The organism is Streptomyces capitiformicae, assembly GCF_002214185.1.
Taxonomy (GTDB): domain Bacteria; phylum Actinomycetota; class Actinomycetes; order Streptomycetales; family Streptomycetaceae; genus Streptomyces; species Streptomyces capitiformicae.
In genome coordinates, this window is sequence record NZ_CP022161.1 from 48,554 (window position 1) to 65,320 (window position 16,767).

Sequence of the window (16,767 nt, forward strand, 5' to 3'; positions counted from 1 at the left end):
ACGGCCGGTACGCGGGGATACGGAGGCGGCCGACCCGCGGTTCGAATCGAACGGCGCGAATTCGGTCGGCGACGCCGGTTCGGTCGGCGCTCGATCGGCGCGGGTTCCGCGGACTGCGGCGACGCCCCGGTGGCGACAGCCGCTGTCGGGCGTACGACTTTCGGCGGGCGCTACCTACCTCGGGCCGCCGCCGACACGGCGGTTGATCGTGTCGGCGGCGGCCCCATGTCAGGTCGTGGCGGGTGTTCCGACCACCGAGAGGCTGCCGTCGAGGTACGCGGCGCGGGTGGCGTTGCGCTGGATCTTCCCGCTGGACGTCTTCGGGATCGTGCCGGGGTGGATCAGCACGACATCGCGTACCGCCAGGCCGTGGGCCTCGCCGATCGCGCCGCGGACCGTGTCGATGATCTTCTCGGCCTCACCCGCGTCCTCCGGGGCGACCTCGGCGACGAGGACGGGCTGCTCGCCTCCCACGCCGCCTTCCGCCCCGCCCTCCGCCGCGGTGTCCAGGGAGAACGCGGCGGTGCAGCCGGGTCGCAGGGCGGGGTGGGACATCTCGGCGGAGAGTTCCAGGTCCTGCGGGTAGTGGTTGCGTCCGTCGATGACCATGAGGTCCTTGAGGCGGCCGGTGACGAACAGTTCGCCGTCGCGCAGGAACCCGAGGTCGCCGGTGCGCAGGAAACGGCGCTCTTGGCCGACAGGAGGGTCGGTGAGGGTGGCACGGAAGGTCTCGCGGGTGGCGAGGGCGTTGCGCCAGTAGCCCTTGGCCACGCTGGCGCCGCCGACCCAGATCTCGCCGACCTCACCTTCAGGCAGTCCCTCCCGCAGTTCGGGGTCGGCGATGACCACGGTCATGCCGGGGCCGAGCCGCCCGGAGCCGACGGCCGCCGCGTCCGCCGAGCCCCCGTGCGGTGCGGTGCCGCTCGCCTCGACCAGGACGGGCGGGGCGTCGACGGTGCTTCCGCTGACCATGAGGGTGGCCTCGGCCAGGCCGTAGCAGGGGTAGTGGGCCTCGTGACGGAAGCCGGCCGGGGCGAAGGTCTCGGTGAAACGGCGCAGGGTTGCGGCGCGTACGGGTTCGGCGCCGTTGAAGGCGACCCTCCAGCGGCTGAGGTCCAGGCCGTCGACGAAGTCGGGGGTGGCGTGCTTCAGGCTCAGCTCGAAGGCGAAGTTGGGGGCACCGCTGGTGTGCGGCTGGAAGCGGCTGACGGCGGTCAGCCAGCGCGTGGGCCGCTGGAGGAAGTGCAGCGGCGAGAAGAGGGTGCTGGTGGCGCCCATGTAGACCGTGTTCAGGACCGGGCCGATGAGGCCCATGTCGTGGTAGACGGGCAGCCAGCTGACGAACAGTTCGTTGTCGTACGCGGCGATCGCGTCCGGGGTGTGGCCCATCCGTTCGGCGATGACCCGCTCGTTGTCGAGCAGGTTCCCGTGGGTGACCATGACGCCGCGCGGGGCGGAGGTGGAGCCGGAGGTGTACTGGAGGAAGGCGACCGAGTCCGCGGTGAGGTCCGGTTCCCGCCAGGAGCCTGCCAGGTCGTCGGGTATGTCCTCGGTGACGACGCGGGTGATCCCGTCGAGTTCGGGAAGGTGCTCCGCCATGGTGCCGAGCGCGGCCACGACGTCCCGGCCGCCCAGGATCACCTTGGCGTCGGCGTCGGCGATGAGGCGCTTCATCCGGGTCAGGGCGCGGTGGTTCTGCGACCGTCCCTGCGGGGGTACGCCGGGTACGGCGACGACACCGGCCGAGAGGCAGCCGAGGTAGCCGCAGATGAACTCGAGGCCGGGCGGGTAGAGCAGGATGGCGCGGGCACCGGACAGTCCCCGGTCCTGCAGCCAGGCGGCGATGGCCCGAGAGCGGCCGGCCAGGCGCGCGTACGAGATGTCCTGAACCTCACCGTCGCTGTCACCGCTGACGAGGTAGCGGTAGGCGGTGCGCTGGGGATGGTTCGAGGCGTGCGCGGCCATTAAGTCGATCAGAGAACGTGCCATGTGACGTGTCTCACCTGTCCGAATAGGCGGGCCTGGGAGTGGAGTTCGAGGCCTCGGCCACTCGCCCGAGGCGGCGGGGCTGCATGCCCACCCGCCCCTCAGGACTCCAGTACAAACTTGCTACCGACGAGTAAGAGGACCATAGCAAGCCAGTGGCCCCCTTCCCGGCGAACGAACGCCGGGCGAACGAGACTTAACACAGGGGAAACTGGAGCGGTCTTCTCCTTCACGGCCAGAGTTTAACCAAACGAAGGAAGTCGTGATCATTTGCGGACACTCTCCGTCAACGTTTGTAGTTTTCGGGCGAACTCCCGCTATAGGCCAGTGAGTTGCGGGACAATGCCCGGCCGCGATCCCGCTGAGGGGTCCCGCCACCCCTGCTAGCTTCTCCGGGTGTTCTCCCTCCAACAGCCCGGCCTCTTCACGCGACTCGGCGACGCACCGCGGATACTCGTCGCCGGCGCCGGTGGCGGTTTCGACGTCTACGCCGGCCTTCCGCTGGCTCTCGCCCTGCGCTCGGCGGGCAAAGAGGTCCATCTCGCCAATCTCTCCTTCGCCGATCTGTACGGCCTGGACCTGGATGTGTGGCTGGACCAGGACGTCGCGGCCATCGGCCCGGACACCACGGCCCGGGGCGACTACTTCCCCGAGCGCACCCTCGCCCAGTGGCTCCACCTGCACCGGCTGCCCGCCACGGTGTACGCCCTCTCCCGTACAGGAGTCGCGCCGCTCAGGGACGCCTACCGCGCGCTCCTGAAGCACCTCGGCGGGGTCGACGCCATCGTGCTGGTGGACGGCGGTACGGACATCCTGATGCGCGGCGACGAGCACGGACTGGGCACCCCGGAGGAGGACATGGCCAGCCTGGGCGCAGTCGCCGGACTGGACGAGGTCCCGCACCGGCTCGTGGCGTGCCTCGGCTTCGGCGTGGACGCCTACCACGGGGTCAACCACTCACTGGTCCTGGAGAACCTGGCCGCGCTGGAGCGCGACGGCGCCTACCTCGGCGCGTTCTCGCTGCCGCGCGACAGCCGCGAGGGCGCCCTGTACCTGGACGCGGTGGCGCACGCCCAGCGGTGCACACCGGACCATCCGAGCATCGTCAACGGTTCCGTCGCGGCCGCCGTACGCGGTGACTTCGGTGACGTCCGGTTCACCGAGCGGACCCGGGACAGCGAGCTGTTCATCAACCCGCTGATGGCGCTGTACTTCTGCGTGGACGCGGTCGGCCTCGCCCGCCGCAACCTCTACCTCGACCGGCTGGAGAGGACCACGCTCACGCGGCAGATCAGCTCGATCATCGCCGAGTTCCGCGACGAACTGCCCCGGCAGCGCCCACCTCGCGCCTTCCCGCACTGATCACGAGGGCTGATCACGAAGTGGCAACAGGGGGACTGATCACGAAGTGGGAACAGGGGGACTGATCACGAGGTGGGAACAGGTGACAGACTGACCGCATGGAAGAACGCGTATTCGGTAGGTCGGGTCACCAGGCATCCGTCGTCGGTCTCGGCACATGGCAGCTCGGCGCCGACTGGGGAGACGTCGACGACAAGGAAGCCCTGGCGGTGCTGGAGGCGGCGGTCGAGTCGGGGGTGACCTTCTTCGACACGGCCGATGTGTACGGGGACGGGCGCAGCGAGCAGACCATCGCCACGTTCCTGCGCACCAGGCCCGAGCTCGATGTCTTCGTCGCGACGAAGATGGGCCGTCGCATGGACCAGATCCCCGAGAACTATGTCCTCGACAACTTCCGGGCCTGGAACGACCGGTCCCGGCGCAACCTCGGCGTGGACCGTCTCGACCTGGTCCAGCTGCACTGCCCGCCGACGCCGGTCTATTCGTCGGACGAGGTGTTCGACGCCCTGGACACCCTCGTGGCGGAGGAGCGCATCGCCGCGTACGGCGTCAGCGTGGAGTCCTGCGCCGAGGCGCTGACGGCGATCGCCCGGCCGAACGTGGCGAGCGTGCAGATCATCCTGAACCCGTTCCGTATGAAGCCGCTGCTGGACGTGCTCCCGGCGGCCGAGAAGGCGGGCGTCGCGATCATCGCCCGGGTGCCGCTGGCCTCCGGGCTGCTGTCGGGCAAGTACACCAAGGACACGGTGTTCGCCGAGAACGACCATCGCACGTACAACCGGCACGGTGAGTCCTTCGACCAGGGCGAGACCTTCTCGGGCGTCGACTACGAGACGGGTGTCGAGGCCGCGGTCGAGTTCGCCGCGCTCGCCCCCGAGGGGTTCACCCCGGCTCAGCTGGCGCTGCGCTGGATCATTCAGCTGCCGGGTGTCACGACCGTGATCCCCGGTGCCCGTACGCCCGAGCAGGCGCGGGCCAACGCGGCCGCCGCCGCGCTTCCGGCCCTGTCCGACGAGACCCTGACGGCGATCCGGGATCTGTACGACCGCCGTGTCAAGGAGCAGGTTGAGGGCCGCTGGTAGGGCCTGAGGTCCCGTCGCCCCGGGTACGGTCCTGTTCTCACGGACGCGGGGGAAGCCGCCGGTCGGGCGGCTTCCCCCGCGTCGCCTTCGCGTCGCGGGCGAGTCAGATGCGTCCGCCGGTGAGCCGGGTGAGCGGGCCGTGCACATGGCGCTCGGCACGCCGGCCTGCCACGTAGGAGGCGGCGGTGAGTGCGGTCAGGCCCGCGCCGACGCCCGCTGCGACGAGCTTGCGGTGGGCGATGGCGGTCACGGCCGTCCGGGCGGTGGCCGCGACCTGGCCGGAGGCCTGGACGAGCGCGTGGCGGCCTGCCTCGACGCCCTTGACCGCGCTGTGCACGGCGCTGCTCATGGTGTCGGCCGCGTGCTTGGTCGTGTCGGCCGCGCGTTCGGCGCCGGCTTCGGCGGCCGACGCCGCGTCATCCACCTTGATCGAGGCCGTCTTCGCGGACTCCGTGGCGGGGGCCGTCGCCTTGTCCGTGGTCCTGCGGGCCGTCGCCTTGTCCGTGGCCCTGCGGGCCTTGGCCGCGGCCGTCCCGGCGGATGAGGAATTCTCGTTGGGTTCCTTGTTCGTTCGATTCATGGCAACCGCGTTGCCGTTCGCCGCCTCGGCAAACCCCTCGCGTCGCCGCCCCGTTCGAACGGCCGGGCCGCGCCCCTGCCCCGCCCTCCCCCGCCGTCCGCCCAAGCGCCCGCATGGCATAAGATCGCTTTATGAGGTCATAGACCCGACCCCGGTACCTGGTAAGGCTTACCTTAGTTTAGGGTTGCCGTCGAGTCGCTTGCCTCTACTCGAAGGGAACCTCAACATGCCCCGCCCTCTGCGGGTAGCCATTGTCGGTGCCGGACCCGCCGGGATCTACGCCGCCGACGCGCTGCTGAAGTCCGACGTGGCCACCGAGCCCGGAGTGTCCATCGACCTCTTCGAGCGGATGCCCGCCCCGTTCGGACTGATCCGTTACGGCGTGGCCCCCGACCACCCCCGCATCAAGGGCATCATCACGGCCCTGCACCAGGTGCTCGACAAGCCGCAGATCCGTCTCTTCGGCAACGTCGACTACCCGACGGACATCAACCTGGACGACCTGCGCGCGTTCTACGACGCCGTGATCTTCTCCACGGGCGCCACGGCCGACCGCTCGCTCGACATCCCCGGCATCGACCTCGACGGCTCGTACGGCGCGGCCGACTTCGTCTCCTGGTACGACGGCCACCCCGACGTCCCGCGCACCTGGCCGCTGGAGGCGGAGAAGGTCGCCGTCCTCGGTGTCGGCAATGTCGCCCTCGACGTGGCCCGCATCCTCGCCAAGACGGCGGACGAGCTGCTGCCGACCGAGATCCCGCCGAACGTCTACGACGGGCTCAAGGCCAACAAGGCCCTGGAGGTCCACGTCTTCGGCCGCCGTGGCCCGGCACAGGCGAAGTTCAGCCCTATGGAGCTGCGGGAGCTGGACCACTCCCCCAACATCGAGGTCATCGTCGACCCCGAGGACATCGACTACGACGACGGCTCGATCGCGACCCGGCGCGGCAACAAGCAGGCCGACATGGTCGCCAAGACCCTGGAGAACTGGGCGATCCGCGACGTCGGCGACCGCCCGCACAAGCTGTTCCTGCACTTCTTCGAGTCGCCCACCGAGATCCTCGGCGAGGACGGCAAGGTCGTCGGCCTGCGCACCGAGCGCACCGCCCTCGACGGCACCGGCAACGTCAAGGGCACCGGCGAGTTCAAGGACTGGGACGTCACCGGGATCTACCGCGCGGTCGGCTACCTCTCGGACAAGCTGCCCAAGCTGCCCTGGGACGTCGAGTCGGGCACCGTGCCGGACGAGGGCGGCCGGGTCATCGAGGAGACCGGCGCGCACCTGCAGTCGATGTACGTCACCGGGTGGATCCGGCGCGGCCCCGTGGGCCTCATCGGCCACACCAAGGGCGACGCCAACGAGACGGTCTCCAACCTGCTGGACGACTTCGCGAACGGCCGGCTGCACGAGCCCAGTGCCCCGGCGCCGGAGGCCGTGGACGCGTTCTTCGCGGAGCGGGACGTCCGCTTCACGACGTGGGAGGGCTGGTACAAGCTCGACGCCGCCGAGAAGGCGCTGGGTGAGCCGCAGGGGCGTGAGCGCGTGAAGATCGTGGAGCGGGAGGACATGCTGCGGTCCAGCGGAGCGTAAGCGCTCCGCTTGAGGCGCCGTGTTGTTCGGGGGACTGCGGGATGTTGTTCGGCTGCGGGTTCGTCGTGGCTGGTCGCGCTCACGCGGCGGAGCCGCATATGGGCAACGCCCCGCGCCCCTGAAGATCTGCGGCCGGGCGGCAGCAGCAAGGCGCCGTCGGCCGCTCTTGAAGGAATAAGCTCGGCAGATGGCCAAGTACTACGACGTGCACCCCGACAATCCGCAGCCGCGTGCCATCGGTCAGGTGGCCGACAGCATCCGTCAGGGTGGGCTCATCGCGTATCCGACGGACTCCTGCTTCGCGCTGGGATGCCAGCTGGGCAGCCGGGACGGCATCGAGCGGATCCGGGTGATCCGGCAGCTCGACGACCGTCACCACTTCACCCTCGTGTGCGAGAACTTCGCGCAGCTGGGCCAGTTCGTGCATGTCGACAACGACGTGTTCCGCGCCGTCAAGGCGTCGACGCCCGGCAGTTACACCTTCATCCTCCCCGCGACCAGGGAGGTGCCCCGCAAACTGCTCCACCCGAAGAAGCGGACGGTCGGGGTGCGTATCCCCGACCACCGGGTGGCCCAGGCCCTGCTCGCCGAACTGGGTGAGCCGCTTGTCTCCAGCACGCTGCTGCTGCCCGACGAGGAGGAGCCACTGACGCAGGGCTGGGAGATCAAGGAGCGGCTCGATCACCAGGTCGACGCCGTGGTGGACTCCGGGGACTGCGGCACCGAGCCGACGACCGTCATCGACTTCTCCAGTGGCGAGGCCGAGATCATCCGCAAGGGCGCGGGCGACACCTCACGGTTCGAGTGACCCGTCACCGTGGCGGGCTCAGGTCTGCCGCAGCGGGTCGTACTCCTCCGCGCTCAGGCCGAAGGTCCAGGCCACTCCCTCCCGGGCCGTGCGTGTCGTCGGTGGCACCCGGAGCCAGTACGTGCGGCTCGTGCCGTCCGGCTCCGGGGTGGAGTTGACCACCTCGACCATCACCGCGTCCTCGTCGCCGGGCAGTTCTATGCGCCAGAGGACGCCCGTCTCGTCGCGGTGTACGGGCCTCGCCCCGGATTTCTCCAGATAGCGGTCGTAGCCGTAGTACTCCAACATCACGCGGCGCAGTTCGGCGTTCTCCTCGTTACGGATCCGCTCGGGTGTCAACGTGTCGAGGCTGTCGAGGAACTCACCGGGTACGGGCAGTCCACGCCAGGCGTGCAGGGCGAAGCCGTCGGAGTAGGCGAGCGCCGGGCCGTCGCCGCGGTCGAGGCGGCCGGCCTCGTCGCGATGGAGCTGAGTGGGTCGTTCGGTGATGATCGCGACGTTCTCGTACGGCCACCACCAGCCCGCTGTGCGGGCCACCTCGGTCAGGCCGTCGAGACCGGAGGCGGTGTCGAGGGCGGAGAGCCAGGCCGCGTCGTGCTGGCCGAGGACGGCGTCCAGAAGGAGGAGCCGGATCCGGGTTTCCGCCTTCCGGTCGTCGGGGGCCAGGGCCTCGACGATGCCGGTGCGGACACGGTCGACGAGCGGGCGGGTCGTCTCCCACAGGTCGGCGCCGGCCGTCCGCCAGTGATCGCTCCAGCCCGTGGGGCCCAAGCGGGTGTGCAGTCGGGCGCGTTCGGCGGCGACGGGTCTGGTGCGGACCGCGTCACGGACGCTCGGCCCCGTCGGCGGCAGGGCCTCGGCGTCTTCCGCCGGCCCGCCCGACAGCAGGCGTACCGCCTCCAGCGGTGAGCGGGCCCACACGATCCTCCCGGGCTCCCGCAGCCCCGCCCGCTGGTACGCGAGACGCACGCCCGCTTCAGCGCGTGCCCGGTCGCCCGGTCCTGTGGCGGCCGCCACCGCGCGCCAACTCGTCTGTTCCGTCACGCCGTTTCTCCTCGTCGTCCTGTGCCTCGTGCCTGTACCTCGTGTCGGCCCGCGGGCTCAGTCCGCGACGATCCGGACCGAGCCCGGTACGTACTCGCGCTGGCGTATGACCCGGTACCAGCCCTTCGGCAGGGAGATGGCCGCGTGCTCCTCGTGGACGACGCGGGCGCCCTCCGGCACGTGCAGCAGCATCGGCCCGAAGGCGTCCGTCTCGCGGATCAGCCGGCCCGGGCCGACCACGGCGTGTGCGTGCCCCGTGACCTCGCCGAGAGCGAGGACGAGTCGGCCACGGCGGTCGCGCGGTTCCGACGTGGCGTCAAATGCGGTGTCGGGCACGGCGCTCTCGGCCAGCGGCGCGATGAGGACGTCTCCTTGCCGGTACATGGGTCTCCCTCCCGTCGGGCACTCGCTGTGCCACGAAAGGACCGTAGAGGCAGGCACTGACAATCGCCCCGCACGCGGTGGCCGTCCACAGGAAGAGGGGTCCGCCGATCGCGTTGTCAGTGAGGCTTGGTAGAACTCCCCTACCCGGCGGCGCTGTGTGCGCTCCGGGTTCGACGGGCGGGTACGGGCACGGGCTCGGGGCCGGCACAGGGACAGGGAACGAAGGGGCGGGGCGCACATGACCATCGGGAGCCATCTGGAGGAGTTCCACGACCTGCCGGTCCGTGTTTTCCCCAGCTCCGTGAAGGGCCCGAAGGGCGCCGCGCAGCTGCCGGCTCCCGAGTCGGTGGCGTGGCGCGTCGGCGTGTCGGCGTACGAGAGCGACGAGGCGTGGGAGGAGGCGTTCGCCCGGTTCCTCGCCTCCGTCGACACCACGAAGGTGCGGGCGCTGGTGGTGGGTGCCTGGAGCGACGCGTACGACAGCGGCCCCGAGCCGGTGATCGAGGCGCTGGTGGCGGCGAAGGACCGGCTGCCCGCGCTGCGGGGACTGTTCCTCGGCGACATCGTGATGGAGGAGTGCGAGATCTCCTGGATCAACCAGGGCGATGTGAGCCCACTGCTGAACACCTTCACGGCGTTGGAGGAGTTCGGGGTGCGCGGCGGCAGCGGGCTCGGTTTCCCCGCGCTGCGCCACGAGCGGCTGCGGAAGCTGACGGTCGAGACCGGTGGCATGCCCGCCGAGGCGGTGCGCGGTGTGGCGGCCTGTGAGCTGCCGGCCCTGGTCCACCTGGACCTGTGGCTGGGCACCGACGAGTACGGCGGTGACTCCGAGGTAGCCGATCTGGCGCCGATCCTGGCGGGCACCCGGCTGCCGGCTCTCAAGCATCTGGCGCTGCGCAACAGCGAGATGCAGGACGACATCTGCACGGCGTTGGCCTCCGCCCCGGTGGTGGCCCGCCTCGACGTCCTCGACGTGTCGATGGGCGTCCTGACCGACGACGGGGCGACCGCGCTGCTCACGGGACAGCCGCTGACCCACCTCACGACGCTGGACCTGCACCACAACTACCTGAGCGCGGAGATACGCGACCGGCTGAGGGACTCCCTGGAGGCCGAGGGCGTACAGGTCGATGTCGATCCGGACGACGCAGAGCAGGACGAGGAGGACGACGGCACGGTGTGGCGCTTCGTCGCGGTGGGCGAGTAGCGGCGCGGGGGGTTCGGGGGTTTCGAGTGAGGGGGGTCGGTGTGTCCGGTGGGACCGGTGCGGGTGCGGGGCCCGGGCCGTACAGGTGGGTGGTCGTCGGCAACGGGGAGAACCGGCGGGTCGGGCTGTTCGTCGCGGCGGCGCGGGCGGCCGGGGTCGGCACGCCGCGGGTCGTCGAGTGGCGGGACGTGCTGCGCGACGGCGGCCATGAGTTCGCCGACGACGAGGTCGTACGGCTGGACTCGCCCGGGGAGGACGCCGAGGTGGACCGGCGCTTGCGCGGCGTCGACGATCCGACGCGTGTGGAGGGGTCGGCCACCTGGTACGCCCGTTTCCTGGATGCCGTCCGGTCGTTGCGTGGCGGGGTGCGGCTGGACGATCCGGACGATCTGGCGGTGCTGTTCGACAAGCGGCTGTGCCATGCCCGGCTCGACGCGACGGGCGTCCCGGTGCCGCCGTCGCCGACCTCGGGCGGTGTGCTGGCGGTGCGGGGCTGGGACGACGTACGGGCGGCGATGCGGGAGCACGGCATGCCGCGTGTCTTCGTGAAACCGGCGCACGGGTCCTCCGCGTCCGGGGTCCTCGCCGTCGAGTCGTCGGCGAGCGGGCGGATCAGGGCCACGACCTCGGTCGAGGTGGCCGCGGACGGGCGGCTCCATGCCCCGCCGCGGCTGCACAACTCGCTGCGGGTCCGCCGGTACACCGACGAGGGGGAGATCGCCGGCATCGTCGACGCCCTCGCGCCCGACGGGTTGCACATCGAGCGCTGGCTGCCGAAGGCGTCCGCCCAGGGCAGGTCGGCCGATCTGCGGGTCCTGGTCGTGGCGGGCCGCGCGACGCACGCCGTCGTGCGCACCAGCCGGTTCCCCATGACGAACCTCCATCTCGGCGGGGCGCGCGGCGATCTGGCGTCGGTCGTCGACGCGGCGGGCGACCGCTGGCGGCAGGCGCTCGACATCTGTGAGCAGGCGGCGGCCTGTTTCCCCCGCACGCTGTGCGTGGGCGTCGATCTGCTGCCGGCGATCGGCTGGCGTCGGTTCGCGGTCGGCGAGGTCAACGCCTTCGGAGACCTGCTGCCCCGGCTGACCGGCCTGCCGGGCAGCCCGGCGGAAGGCCTGGACACGTACGCCGCGCAGATCGCGGCGGTGCGGAGCCAGGTGCTCCCGACGCCCTCGCACGACCCTCGGCCGAGGAAAGACCATGCACCCTTCTGACACGGCGCCCGCGCCGCCCTTCGAGGCCACCACGCAGCCACCCGACATGAACGAGGTCGTGGGCCGCGACGACCTGCTGCTGCTCACCCTCGACACCTTGCGGTACGACGTGGCCGTCGAGCTCACGGCGGCCGGCCGGCTGCCGAATCTGGCCGCCCGTCTGCCGGGCGGCACCTGGGAGAGGCGGCACGCGCCCGGCAGCTTCACCTATGCGTCGCACCAGGCGATGTTCGCGGGCTTCCTGCCGACCCCGGCGGCGCCCGGACCGCATCCGCGGCTGTTCGCGGGCCGGTTCGCCGGCAGTGAGACGACCGCGGGGCGCACGTTCGTCTTCGACAGCCCGGACCTGGTGACGGCGCTCGCCGAGCACGGCTATCGCACGGTGTGCATCGGCGGTGTCGGCTTCTTCAACAAGCGGGGAGCGCTCGGGAACGTGCTGCCGGGCCTGTTCCAGGAGAGCCATTGGGAGCCGGAGTTCTCGGTGGCGTCACCGACGTCCTTCGAGTCACAGGTGGCCCGCGCCGAGCGGGTCGTGGCCGAACTGCCCGCCGAGCAGCGGCTGTTCCTGTTCCTCAACGCCTCGGCGCTGCACCAGCCCAACTGGTTCCATCTGCCCGGCGCCACCCGCGAGGCGGGCGACAGCCTGGTCACGCACGCGGCCGCCCTGGAGTACATCGACCGGCACATCGGCCGGCTCTTCGCCGCGATGAGTTCCCGCCGCCGCTGCTTCGCGATCGTCTGCTCCGACCACGGAACCGCGTACGGCGACGACGGATACACCGGGCACCGGCTCGGCCACGAGACCGTGTGGACCGTCCCCTACAGCCACTTCTTCCTGGAGGCGTCCGCGTGACCGTCATCGACCTGCCCACCACCCGGACGCGGCCGTACCAGCACTACGTGTACGCCTACCCCCACAAGACCGCCTACCGAGAGCTGGAGGAGAAACCCCGGCTGGCGGACCTGTGGGCCGGGGAATCCAGGCAGGCCCTGTCGCTGTACGCGCACATACCGTTCTGCGAGGTCCGCTGCGGCTTCTGCAATCTGTTCACCCGTGTCGGCGCGCCCGACGGGCTGACCGGCCGTTACCTCGACGCGCTGGAGCGGCAGGCGATCGCGGTGCGGGAGGCGCTCGGGGACGCGGAGCCGGTGCGGTTCGCGAACGCCGCGTTCGGCGGTGGCACGCCCACCTTTCTGGAGGCCGCCGAGCTGGCGCGGCTGTGCGACATCGCGGAACGGCACATGGGCGCGGACCTGCGGGCGATCCCGCTGTCGGTGGAGGCCTCCCCCGCCACGGCGACGGCCGACCGGCTGGCCGTGCTGGCCGAGCGGGGCACGACGCGGCTGAGCCTCGGCGTACAGAGCTTCGTCGAGGAGGAAGCGCGTGCGGCCGTACGACCCCAGCGGCGGAGTGATGTGGAGGCGGCACTGTCCCGGATCCGCGACACCCGCATTCCCGTCCTCAACATCGACCTGATCTACGGCATCGACGGGCAGACGGCGGCCAGTTGGCGGCTGTCCCTGGACGCGGCGCTCGCCTGGCGGCCCGAGGAGATCTACCTCTACCCGCTGTACGTACGGCCGTTGACCGGACTGGGGCGTAGCGCCGACCCGGAGGGCGCGGACCGCGCCTGGGACGAGGCCCGGCTGAGCCGCTACCGCGAGGGCCGCGACCATCTCCTCGCCCACGGCTACGAGCAGGTCTCCATGCGGATGTTCCGCCGCACGGACGCCCCGCCGCAGGGCCCGGACGACTACGCCTGCCAGACCGACGGCATGATCGGCCTGGGCTGCGGCGCCCGTTCGTACACCTCCCGGCTGCACTACTCCTTCGACTACGCGGTCAACATGGGGCAGATCCGCGGGATCATCGACGACTACACCGCCACTGAGGACTTCGGCCGGGCCGTCGTCGGCCGCCGGGTCGACGAGGACGAGGCGCGGCGTCGGTATCTGCTGCAGTCGCTGCTCCAGGCGTGGGGGTTGCCGGTGGCCGACTACCGGCGGCAGTTCGGGACCGACCCGTACGACGACTTCCCGGTGGAGCTGGGGCGGCTGGCCTCGCGCGGTTGGCTGGCGGACGCGGGCGCGGATCTCGTGAAGCTTTCCGCCGAGGGGCTCGCGTACTCGGACGCCATCGGACCCGAGTTCTTCTCCCCCGCCGTACGGGCCGCGATGGCCGCCTACGAGCTGAAGTGACGGCCGCCATGGACCTGACGCTCCTCTACCGTGGGCCGCTCGCTTCCTGCGACTACGACTGCCCCTACTGTCCCTTCGCCAAGCGGCGTGACTCGACGGCACAGTTGCGGGCCGACCGTGCCGCCCTGGACCGTTTCACGACGTGGGCGCGGGAGCAGACCGACGACCGGCTCTCGGTGCTCTTCACACCCTGGGGTGAGGGGCTGGTGCGTTCCTGGTACCGCAGGGCGCTGGTGGAGTTGTCGCACGAGCCGCATATCGACCGGGTGGCGATCCAGACCAATCTCAGTTGCCGTACGGAGTGGTTGGCCGAGGCCGACCTGGAAACCGTGGCGCTGTGGTGCACGTATCACCCGGGGCAGACGCCGTACGAGCGGTTCCTCGACAAGACGCGTCGGCTGGATGGGATCGGCGTCCGCTTCAGTGTGGGGATCGTCGGGCTGCCGGAGCATCTGAACCAGGCCAGGCGGCTGCGCGCGGAGCTGCCGGAGCGGGTGTACCTGTGGGTGAACGCCGCCGACGGGCACACGTACACCGACGAACAGGCGGCGCTGTGGAGCGAGTTGGACCCCTTGTTCTCCTTCAGCCGGCATCCGCACCGCTCGGCGGGTCGCGCGTGCCGTACCGGTTCGACGGTCGTGTCGGTGGACGGAGAGGGGACGGTACGGCGCTGTCACTTCGTCAAGGACGAGTTGGGCAACCTCTACGACGGCTCCTTCCGTGTTGCTCTCGCACCCCGCCCGTGCCCGCTGGCCGTCTGCGACTGCCACATCGGCTACGTCCACCTGGAATCCCTGCCGCTGTACGACGTGTTCGCCGGCGGCGTCCTCGAACGGGTACCGACCATGGAGGCTCGTGTCTGATCAGAGAGAGATCAGGGATTTCTCAGAATCGGATCAGAAAAATCCACTCTCGGAGATTCGCGGGCCGATCGACGACCGGGAAGGCCGCCGGGAGGGGTCTTCAGGCGCCGCGATTGCCCCACATGTGGGCCAGCTCCACACGGGACGAAACGTCCAGCTTCCGGAATATCTTGCGTAAATGGAACGCCACTGTGTGCCGTGACAGAGAAAGCACGCGGGCGACCTGAACGTTCGTCATTCCCTGGGCCACGAGTTTGGCGACGGCCTGTTCGCTCCTCGTCAGCTGGGAGAATTCCGGATGCTGTTCCTCTCGTACCGGCGGAGCGGGGTTCGTTCCGTTGATTCCGCCTAGTTCGCGAATTCTGGAAGTGGTCCTCATGTAGTCGTAGAGTGAGCCCGAAGCCAGGTAGGCGGCGCCCGCCTCGCCGAGTACGTCCGCGGCGTGCGCGCGTTGGGTGCGGCTCGCGGCCAGCAGGGTGCCGATGTCCTCCAGGGCCGAGGCCCTGGCCCAGGGGTCCGCGTGCGCGTCGGCCGCGCGCCTGAGGTCGTCGACGCCGGCCTCGACGACTCCCCGGGTGTGCAGGGCCGCGGCGGTCACGGTCGGGAAGAAGGGGTTCCGTGCGGCGAGGGTCACGACGGTCGTCAACGCGCGGTGGGCCAGCGCGGGTTCGCCGACGCCGAGGGCGAACCGGGCCAGCCAGGGCGCGGCTCCCGGTTGGGCGAGCAGCAGTTCCCGGCTCACCGGGCCCGGCTCGACGAGTTCCCTGGTCAGCCGTAGGGCGCCTTCGATGTCGTGTGTGGCCCGGTAGGCCAGCGCGGTCACCCAGGCGCACTGCCCGGGCACGTACAGGGAGCGGCCGAGCATCGCGTCCTCGCCGATGCGTGTCACATGGGTCATCGCCGCCGCGATGTCGACCTTCCGGAGGGCGGCTGTCGCCAGCAGGGCCTGGCCCGGGGAGTGACACTGGCGCAGACCGTCGCGCTCGGCGGCGGCCAGGCCCTCCACGGTCAGGGCGAACGCGGACTCCACGTCTCCCGTCGTGAGCGCCAGCTGCGCCCGGAGCACGGCCAGGACGGTCCGGTCCCGCAGGGGGACCTCGCCGGCGGTGTGCGCGGGGGCCTCCTGCTCCAGCAGTCGGCCGGCTCTGCCGAAATTGCGCAGCATGATGGAGACTTCCGTTTCCCATGCCGTGGCCAGAAGTCGGCAGCAGCGGCGACTGTCGCATCTCGCCTGCTTGGCTTCGACGATTTCAGCGAGCGCCTTTCTCACATTCCCGTTCAGCCAGCTGCGGCGGGATTCCCTGGCGATCCTGACGGCACGGCACCGAGGTCCCGATAACTCCGCGGAAATACTCTCCGACACCTCGATGGAGGCAGTTGCGAACGGCATTCTCTTGTCTCACCTCAGCTGTCTTTCAGGGAATCCTCCGACGGCACCGGCGTGCCGGGAGCGCACTGGCGTACACGCGGGAGCCGGCTGGATTTTTCCCTCGGTTCTTTGACCATACATTGCTGGGCAATCCTGTGAATGCGCCGGCCAACTTGTGCGGCTGTAACGGCACACCGGCTGTGCGCGGGGGCGGTGTCCCCCGGACAGGCTGCGGGCGTTCCGGTCCTGGCTCCCCTACCGTACGCATCAGTCCGATCTGGATCAGGATCGGGACCAGGATCAGGAAGCGAGTTCTTCATGACCTCAGTGGTCAACAGCGCCGTGTGGATACGTCGTTACCGGCCCGCCCCCGCGGCGGCCGTCCGGCTGCTCTGTCTGCCGCACGCGGGCGGCTCGGCGAGCTACTACCACCCCATGGTGCGCGCTCTCGCGCCCGCGGCCGATGTGCTGGCCGCGCAGTATCCGGGCCGCCAGGACCGGTACTCCGAGCCGCCACTGGAGAGCATCCTGGAGCTGGCCGAACGGATCACCGAGGCCGTCACCGGGGACGACCGTCCGCTCGCCCTCTTCGGGCACAGCATGGGCGCCCTCGTCGCCTACGAGGTGGCCCTGCGGCTGGAAGCCGCCGGACGTGCCCCGGTCCGGCTGTTCGTCTCGGGGCGGCGCGCGCCCTCCACCGTCCGGGCCGGCCTGGAGCTGCACAAGGCCGACGACACCGCGCTGCTGGAGGCTGTGCGCCGACTCGACGGCACCGACGGCCAGGTGTTCGAGGACGAGGAGTTGGTGCGGCTGGTGCTGCCGGCGATCCGCGGCGACTACAAGGCGCTGGAGACGTACGAGCCGCGCCCCAGCGACCGTCTGACCTGTCCGGTCACCGTCCTCACCGGCGACGACGACCCGATGACCACGGTGGCCGAGGCCCGCGCGTGGACGGCCCACACCGACGGGCCCACCGAGGTGTGTGTCTTCCCCGGCGGTCACTTCTACCTCAACGACCGGGCGCAGGAGGTCGTCGACGTCGTACGGCGGCATCTTGGTCTGGGCCTGTAGTACGCGC

The 16,767-nt window shown here is 70.5% G+C and carries 15 protein-coding genes; 10 read left to right on the forward strand and 5 right to left on the reverse strand.

The genetic code is table 11. From position 1 onward, the window contains the following. Window positions 1-228: 228 nt before the first annotated feature. Window positions 229-1,965 (reverse strand): fatty acyl-AMP ligase, encoded by a 1,737-nt coding sequence (locus CES90_RS00130; RefSeq protein WP_229913708.1) that lies wholly within the window; start codon window positions 1,963-1,965, stop codon window positions 229-231. A 417-nt stretch (window positions 1,966-2,382) separates the two neighbouring features. Between CES90_RS00130 and CES90_RS00135 the strand changes: the two genes are divergently transcribed. Then, entirely contained in the window at window positions 2,383-3,348 is a 966-nt protein-coding gene (locus CES90_RS00135) for a DUF1152 domain-containing protein (RefSeq protein ID WP_189782127.1), read from the forward strand. A 98-nt stretch (window positions 3,349-3,446) separates the two neighbouring features. Then, window positions 3,447-4,430, forward strand: a complete 984-nt coding sequence (locus CES90_RS00140; RefSeq protein ID WP_189782126.1) for an aldo/keto reductase — start codon at window positions 3,447-3,449, stop codon at window positions 4,428-4,430. A gap of 103 nt (window positions 4,431-4,533) precedes the next feature. Here the strand turns inward: CES90_RS00140 and CES90_RS00145 are convergent, their stop codons facing one another. Then, complete coding sequence (locus CES90_RS00145; RefSeq protein WP_189782125.1) at window positions 4,534-5,010, reverse strand: hypothetical protein; 477 nt, start codon at window positions 5,008-5,010, stop codon at window positions 4,534-4,536. Window positions 5,011-5,236: 226 nt separating this feature from the next. Between CES90_RS00145 and CES90_RS00150 the strand changes: the two genes are divergently transcribed. Beyond that, window positions 5,237-6,601 (forward strand): FAD-dependent oxidoreductase, encoded by a 1,365-nt coding sequence (locus tag CES90_RS00150; protein ID WP_189782124.1) that lies wholly within the window; start codon window positions 5,237-5,239, stop codon window positions 6,599-6,601. A gap of 187 nt (window positions 6,602-6,788) precedes the next feature. Next, complete coding sequence (locus tag CES90_RS00155) at window positions 6,789-7,409, forward strand: L-threonylcarbamoyladenylate synthase (RefSeq protein ID WP_189782123.1); 621 nt, start codon at window positions 6,789-6,791, stop codon at window positions 7,407-7,409. An 18-nt stretch (window positions 7,410-7,427) separates the two neighbouring features. On the opposite strand, the gene CES90_RS00160 is transcribed toward CES90_RS00155, so the two are convergent. Both CES90_RS00160 and CES90_RS00165 read right to left on the reverse strand, forming a co-directional pair. After that, on the reverse strand, window positions 7,428-8,453 hold the full coding sequence (locus tag CES90_RS00160; RefSeq protein ID WP_189782122.1) for a DUF6745 domain-containing protein: 1,026 nt from the start codon (window positions 8,451-8,453) through the stop codon (window positions 7,428-7,430). 57 nt (window positions 8,454-8,510) lie between these two features. Then, on the reverse strand, window positions 8,511-8,837 hold the full coding sequence (locus CES90_RS00165) for a hypothetical protein (RefSeq protein WP_189782121.1): 327 nt from the start codon (window positions 8,835-8,837) through the stop codon (window positions 8,511-8,513). Window positions 8,838-9,075: 238 nt separating this feature from the next. On the opposite strand from CES90_RS00165, the gene CES90_RS00170 reads away from it, so the two are divergent. The 5 genes from CES90_RS00170 to CES90_RS00190 are packed head-to-tail and all read left to right on the forward strand — an operon-like array spanning window position 9,076 to window position 14,320. After that, window positions 9,076-10,044: an STM4015 family protein gene (locus CES90_RS00170; RefSeq protein WP_189782120.1), complete on the forward strand. Its 969-nt coding sequence runs from the start codon at window positions 9,076-9,078 to the stop codon at window positions 10,042-10,044. A gap of 41 nt (window positions 10,045-10,085) precedes the next feature. Then, a complete protein-coding gene (locus CES90_RS00175; protein WP_189782119.1) occupies window positions 10,086-11,258 on the forward strand; it encodes an STM4014 family protein in 1,173 nt (390 codons plus the stop codon). 46 nt (window positions 11,259-11,304) lie between these two features. After that, window positions 11,305-12,111, forward strand: a complete 807-nt coding sequence (locus CES90_RS00180) for an STM4013/SEN3800 family hydrolase (RefSeq protein ID WP_189782169.1) — start codon at window positions 11,305-11,307, stop codon at window positions 12,109-12,111. Then, window positions 12,108-13,457, forward strand: coding sequence for an STM4012 family radical SAM protein (locus tag CES90_RS00185; protein ID WP_189782118.1), 1,350 nt, complete (start codon window positions 12,108-12,110; stop codon window positions 13,455-13,457). Before CES90_RS00180 ends, CES90_RS00185 begins: the two co-directional genes overlap by 4 nt. 8 nt (window positions 13,458-13,465) lie before the next feature. Continuing rightward, a complete protein-coding gene (locus CES90_RS00190; protein WP_189782117.1) occupies window positions 13,466-14,320 on the forward strand; it encodes an STM4011 family radical SAM protein in 855 nt (284 codons plus the stop codon). Window positions 14,321-14,420: 100 nt separating this feature from the next. On the opposite strand, the gene CES90_RS00195 is transcribed toward CES90_RS00190, so the two are convergent. Continuing rightward, window positions 14,421-15,485, reverse strand: a complete 1,065-nt coding sequence (locus tag CES90_RS00195; RefSeq protein WP_189782116.1) for a helix-turn-helix transcriptional regulator — start codon at window positions 15,483-15,485, stop codon at window positions 14,421-14,423. A 522-nt stretch (window positions 15,486-16,007) separates the two neighbouring features. Here CES90_RS00195 and CES90_RS00200 point away from each other — a divergent pair. After that, window positions 16,008-16,760: a thioesterase II family protein gene (locus tag CES90_RS00200; RefSeq protein ID WP_269801940.1), complete on the forward strand. Its 753-nt coding sequence runs from the start codon at window positions 16,008-16,010 to the stop codon at window positions 16,758-16,760. Window positions 16,761-16,767 lie beyond the last annotated feature (7 nt).

What these genes read in the sequence shown, in the direction of transcription:
- CES90_RS00200 (WP_269801940.1), top strand. Translation starts at nt 16,008, where the DNA reads ATGACCTCAGTGGTCAACAGCGCCGTGTGGATACGTCGTTACCGGCCC.
- CES90_RS00195 (WP_189782116.1), bottom strand. Translation starts at nt 15,485, where the DNA reads ATGCTGCGCAATTTCGGCAGAGCCGGCCGACTGCTGGAGCAGGAGGCC.
- CES90_RS00165 (WP_189782121.1), bottom strand. Translation starts at nt 8,837, where the DNA reads ATGTACCGGCAAGGAGACGTCCTCATCGCGCCGCTGGCCGAGAGCGCC.
- CES90_RS00180 (WP_189782169.1), top strand. Translation starts at nt 11,305, where the DNA reads ATGAACGAGGTCGTGGGCCGCGACGACCTGCTGCTGCTCACCCTCGAC.
- CES90_RS00190 (WP_189782117.1), top strand. Translation starts at nt 13,466, where the DNA reads ATGGACCTGACGCTCCTCTACCGTGGGCCGCTCGCTTCCTGCGACTAC.
- CES90_RS00140 (WP_189782126.1), top strand. Translation starts at nt 3,447, where the DNA reads ATGGAAGAACGCGTATTCGGTAGGTCGGGTCACCAGGCATCCGTCGTC.
- CES90_RS00150 (WP_189782124.1), top strand. Translation starts at nt 5,237, where the DNA reads ATGCCCCGCCCTCTGCGGGTAGCCATTGTCGGTGCCGGACCCGCCGGG.
- CES90_RS00155 (WP_189782123.1), top strand. Translation starts at nt 6,789, where the DNA reads ATGGCCAAGTACTACGACGTGCACCCCGACAATCCGCAGCCGCGTGCC.
- CES90_RS00130 (WP_229913708.1), bottom strand. Translation starts at nt 1,965, where the DNA reads ATGGCCGCGCACGCCTCGAACCATCCCCAGCGCACCGCCTACCGCTAC.
- CES90_RS00145 (WP_189782125.1), bottom strand. Translation starts at nt 5,010, where the DNA reads ATGAATCGAACGAACAAGGAACCCAACGAGAATTCCTCATCCGCCGGG.
- CES90_RS00170 (WP_189782120.1), top strand. Translation starts at nt 9,076, where the DNA reads ATGACCATCGGGAGCCATCTGGAGGAGTTCCACGACCTGCCGGTCCGT.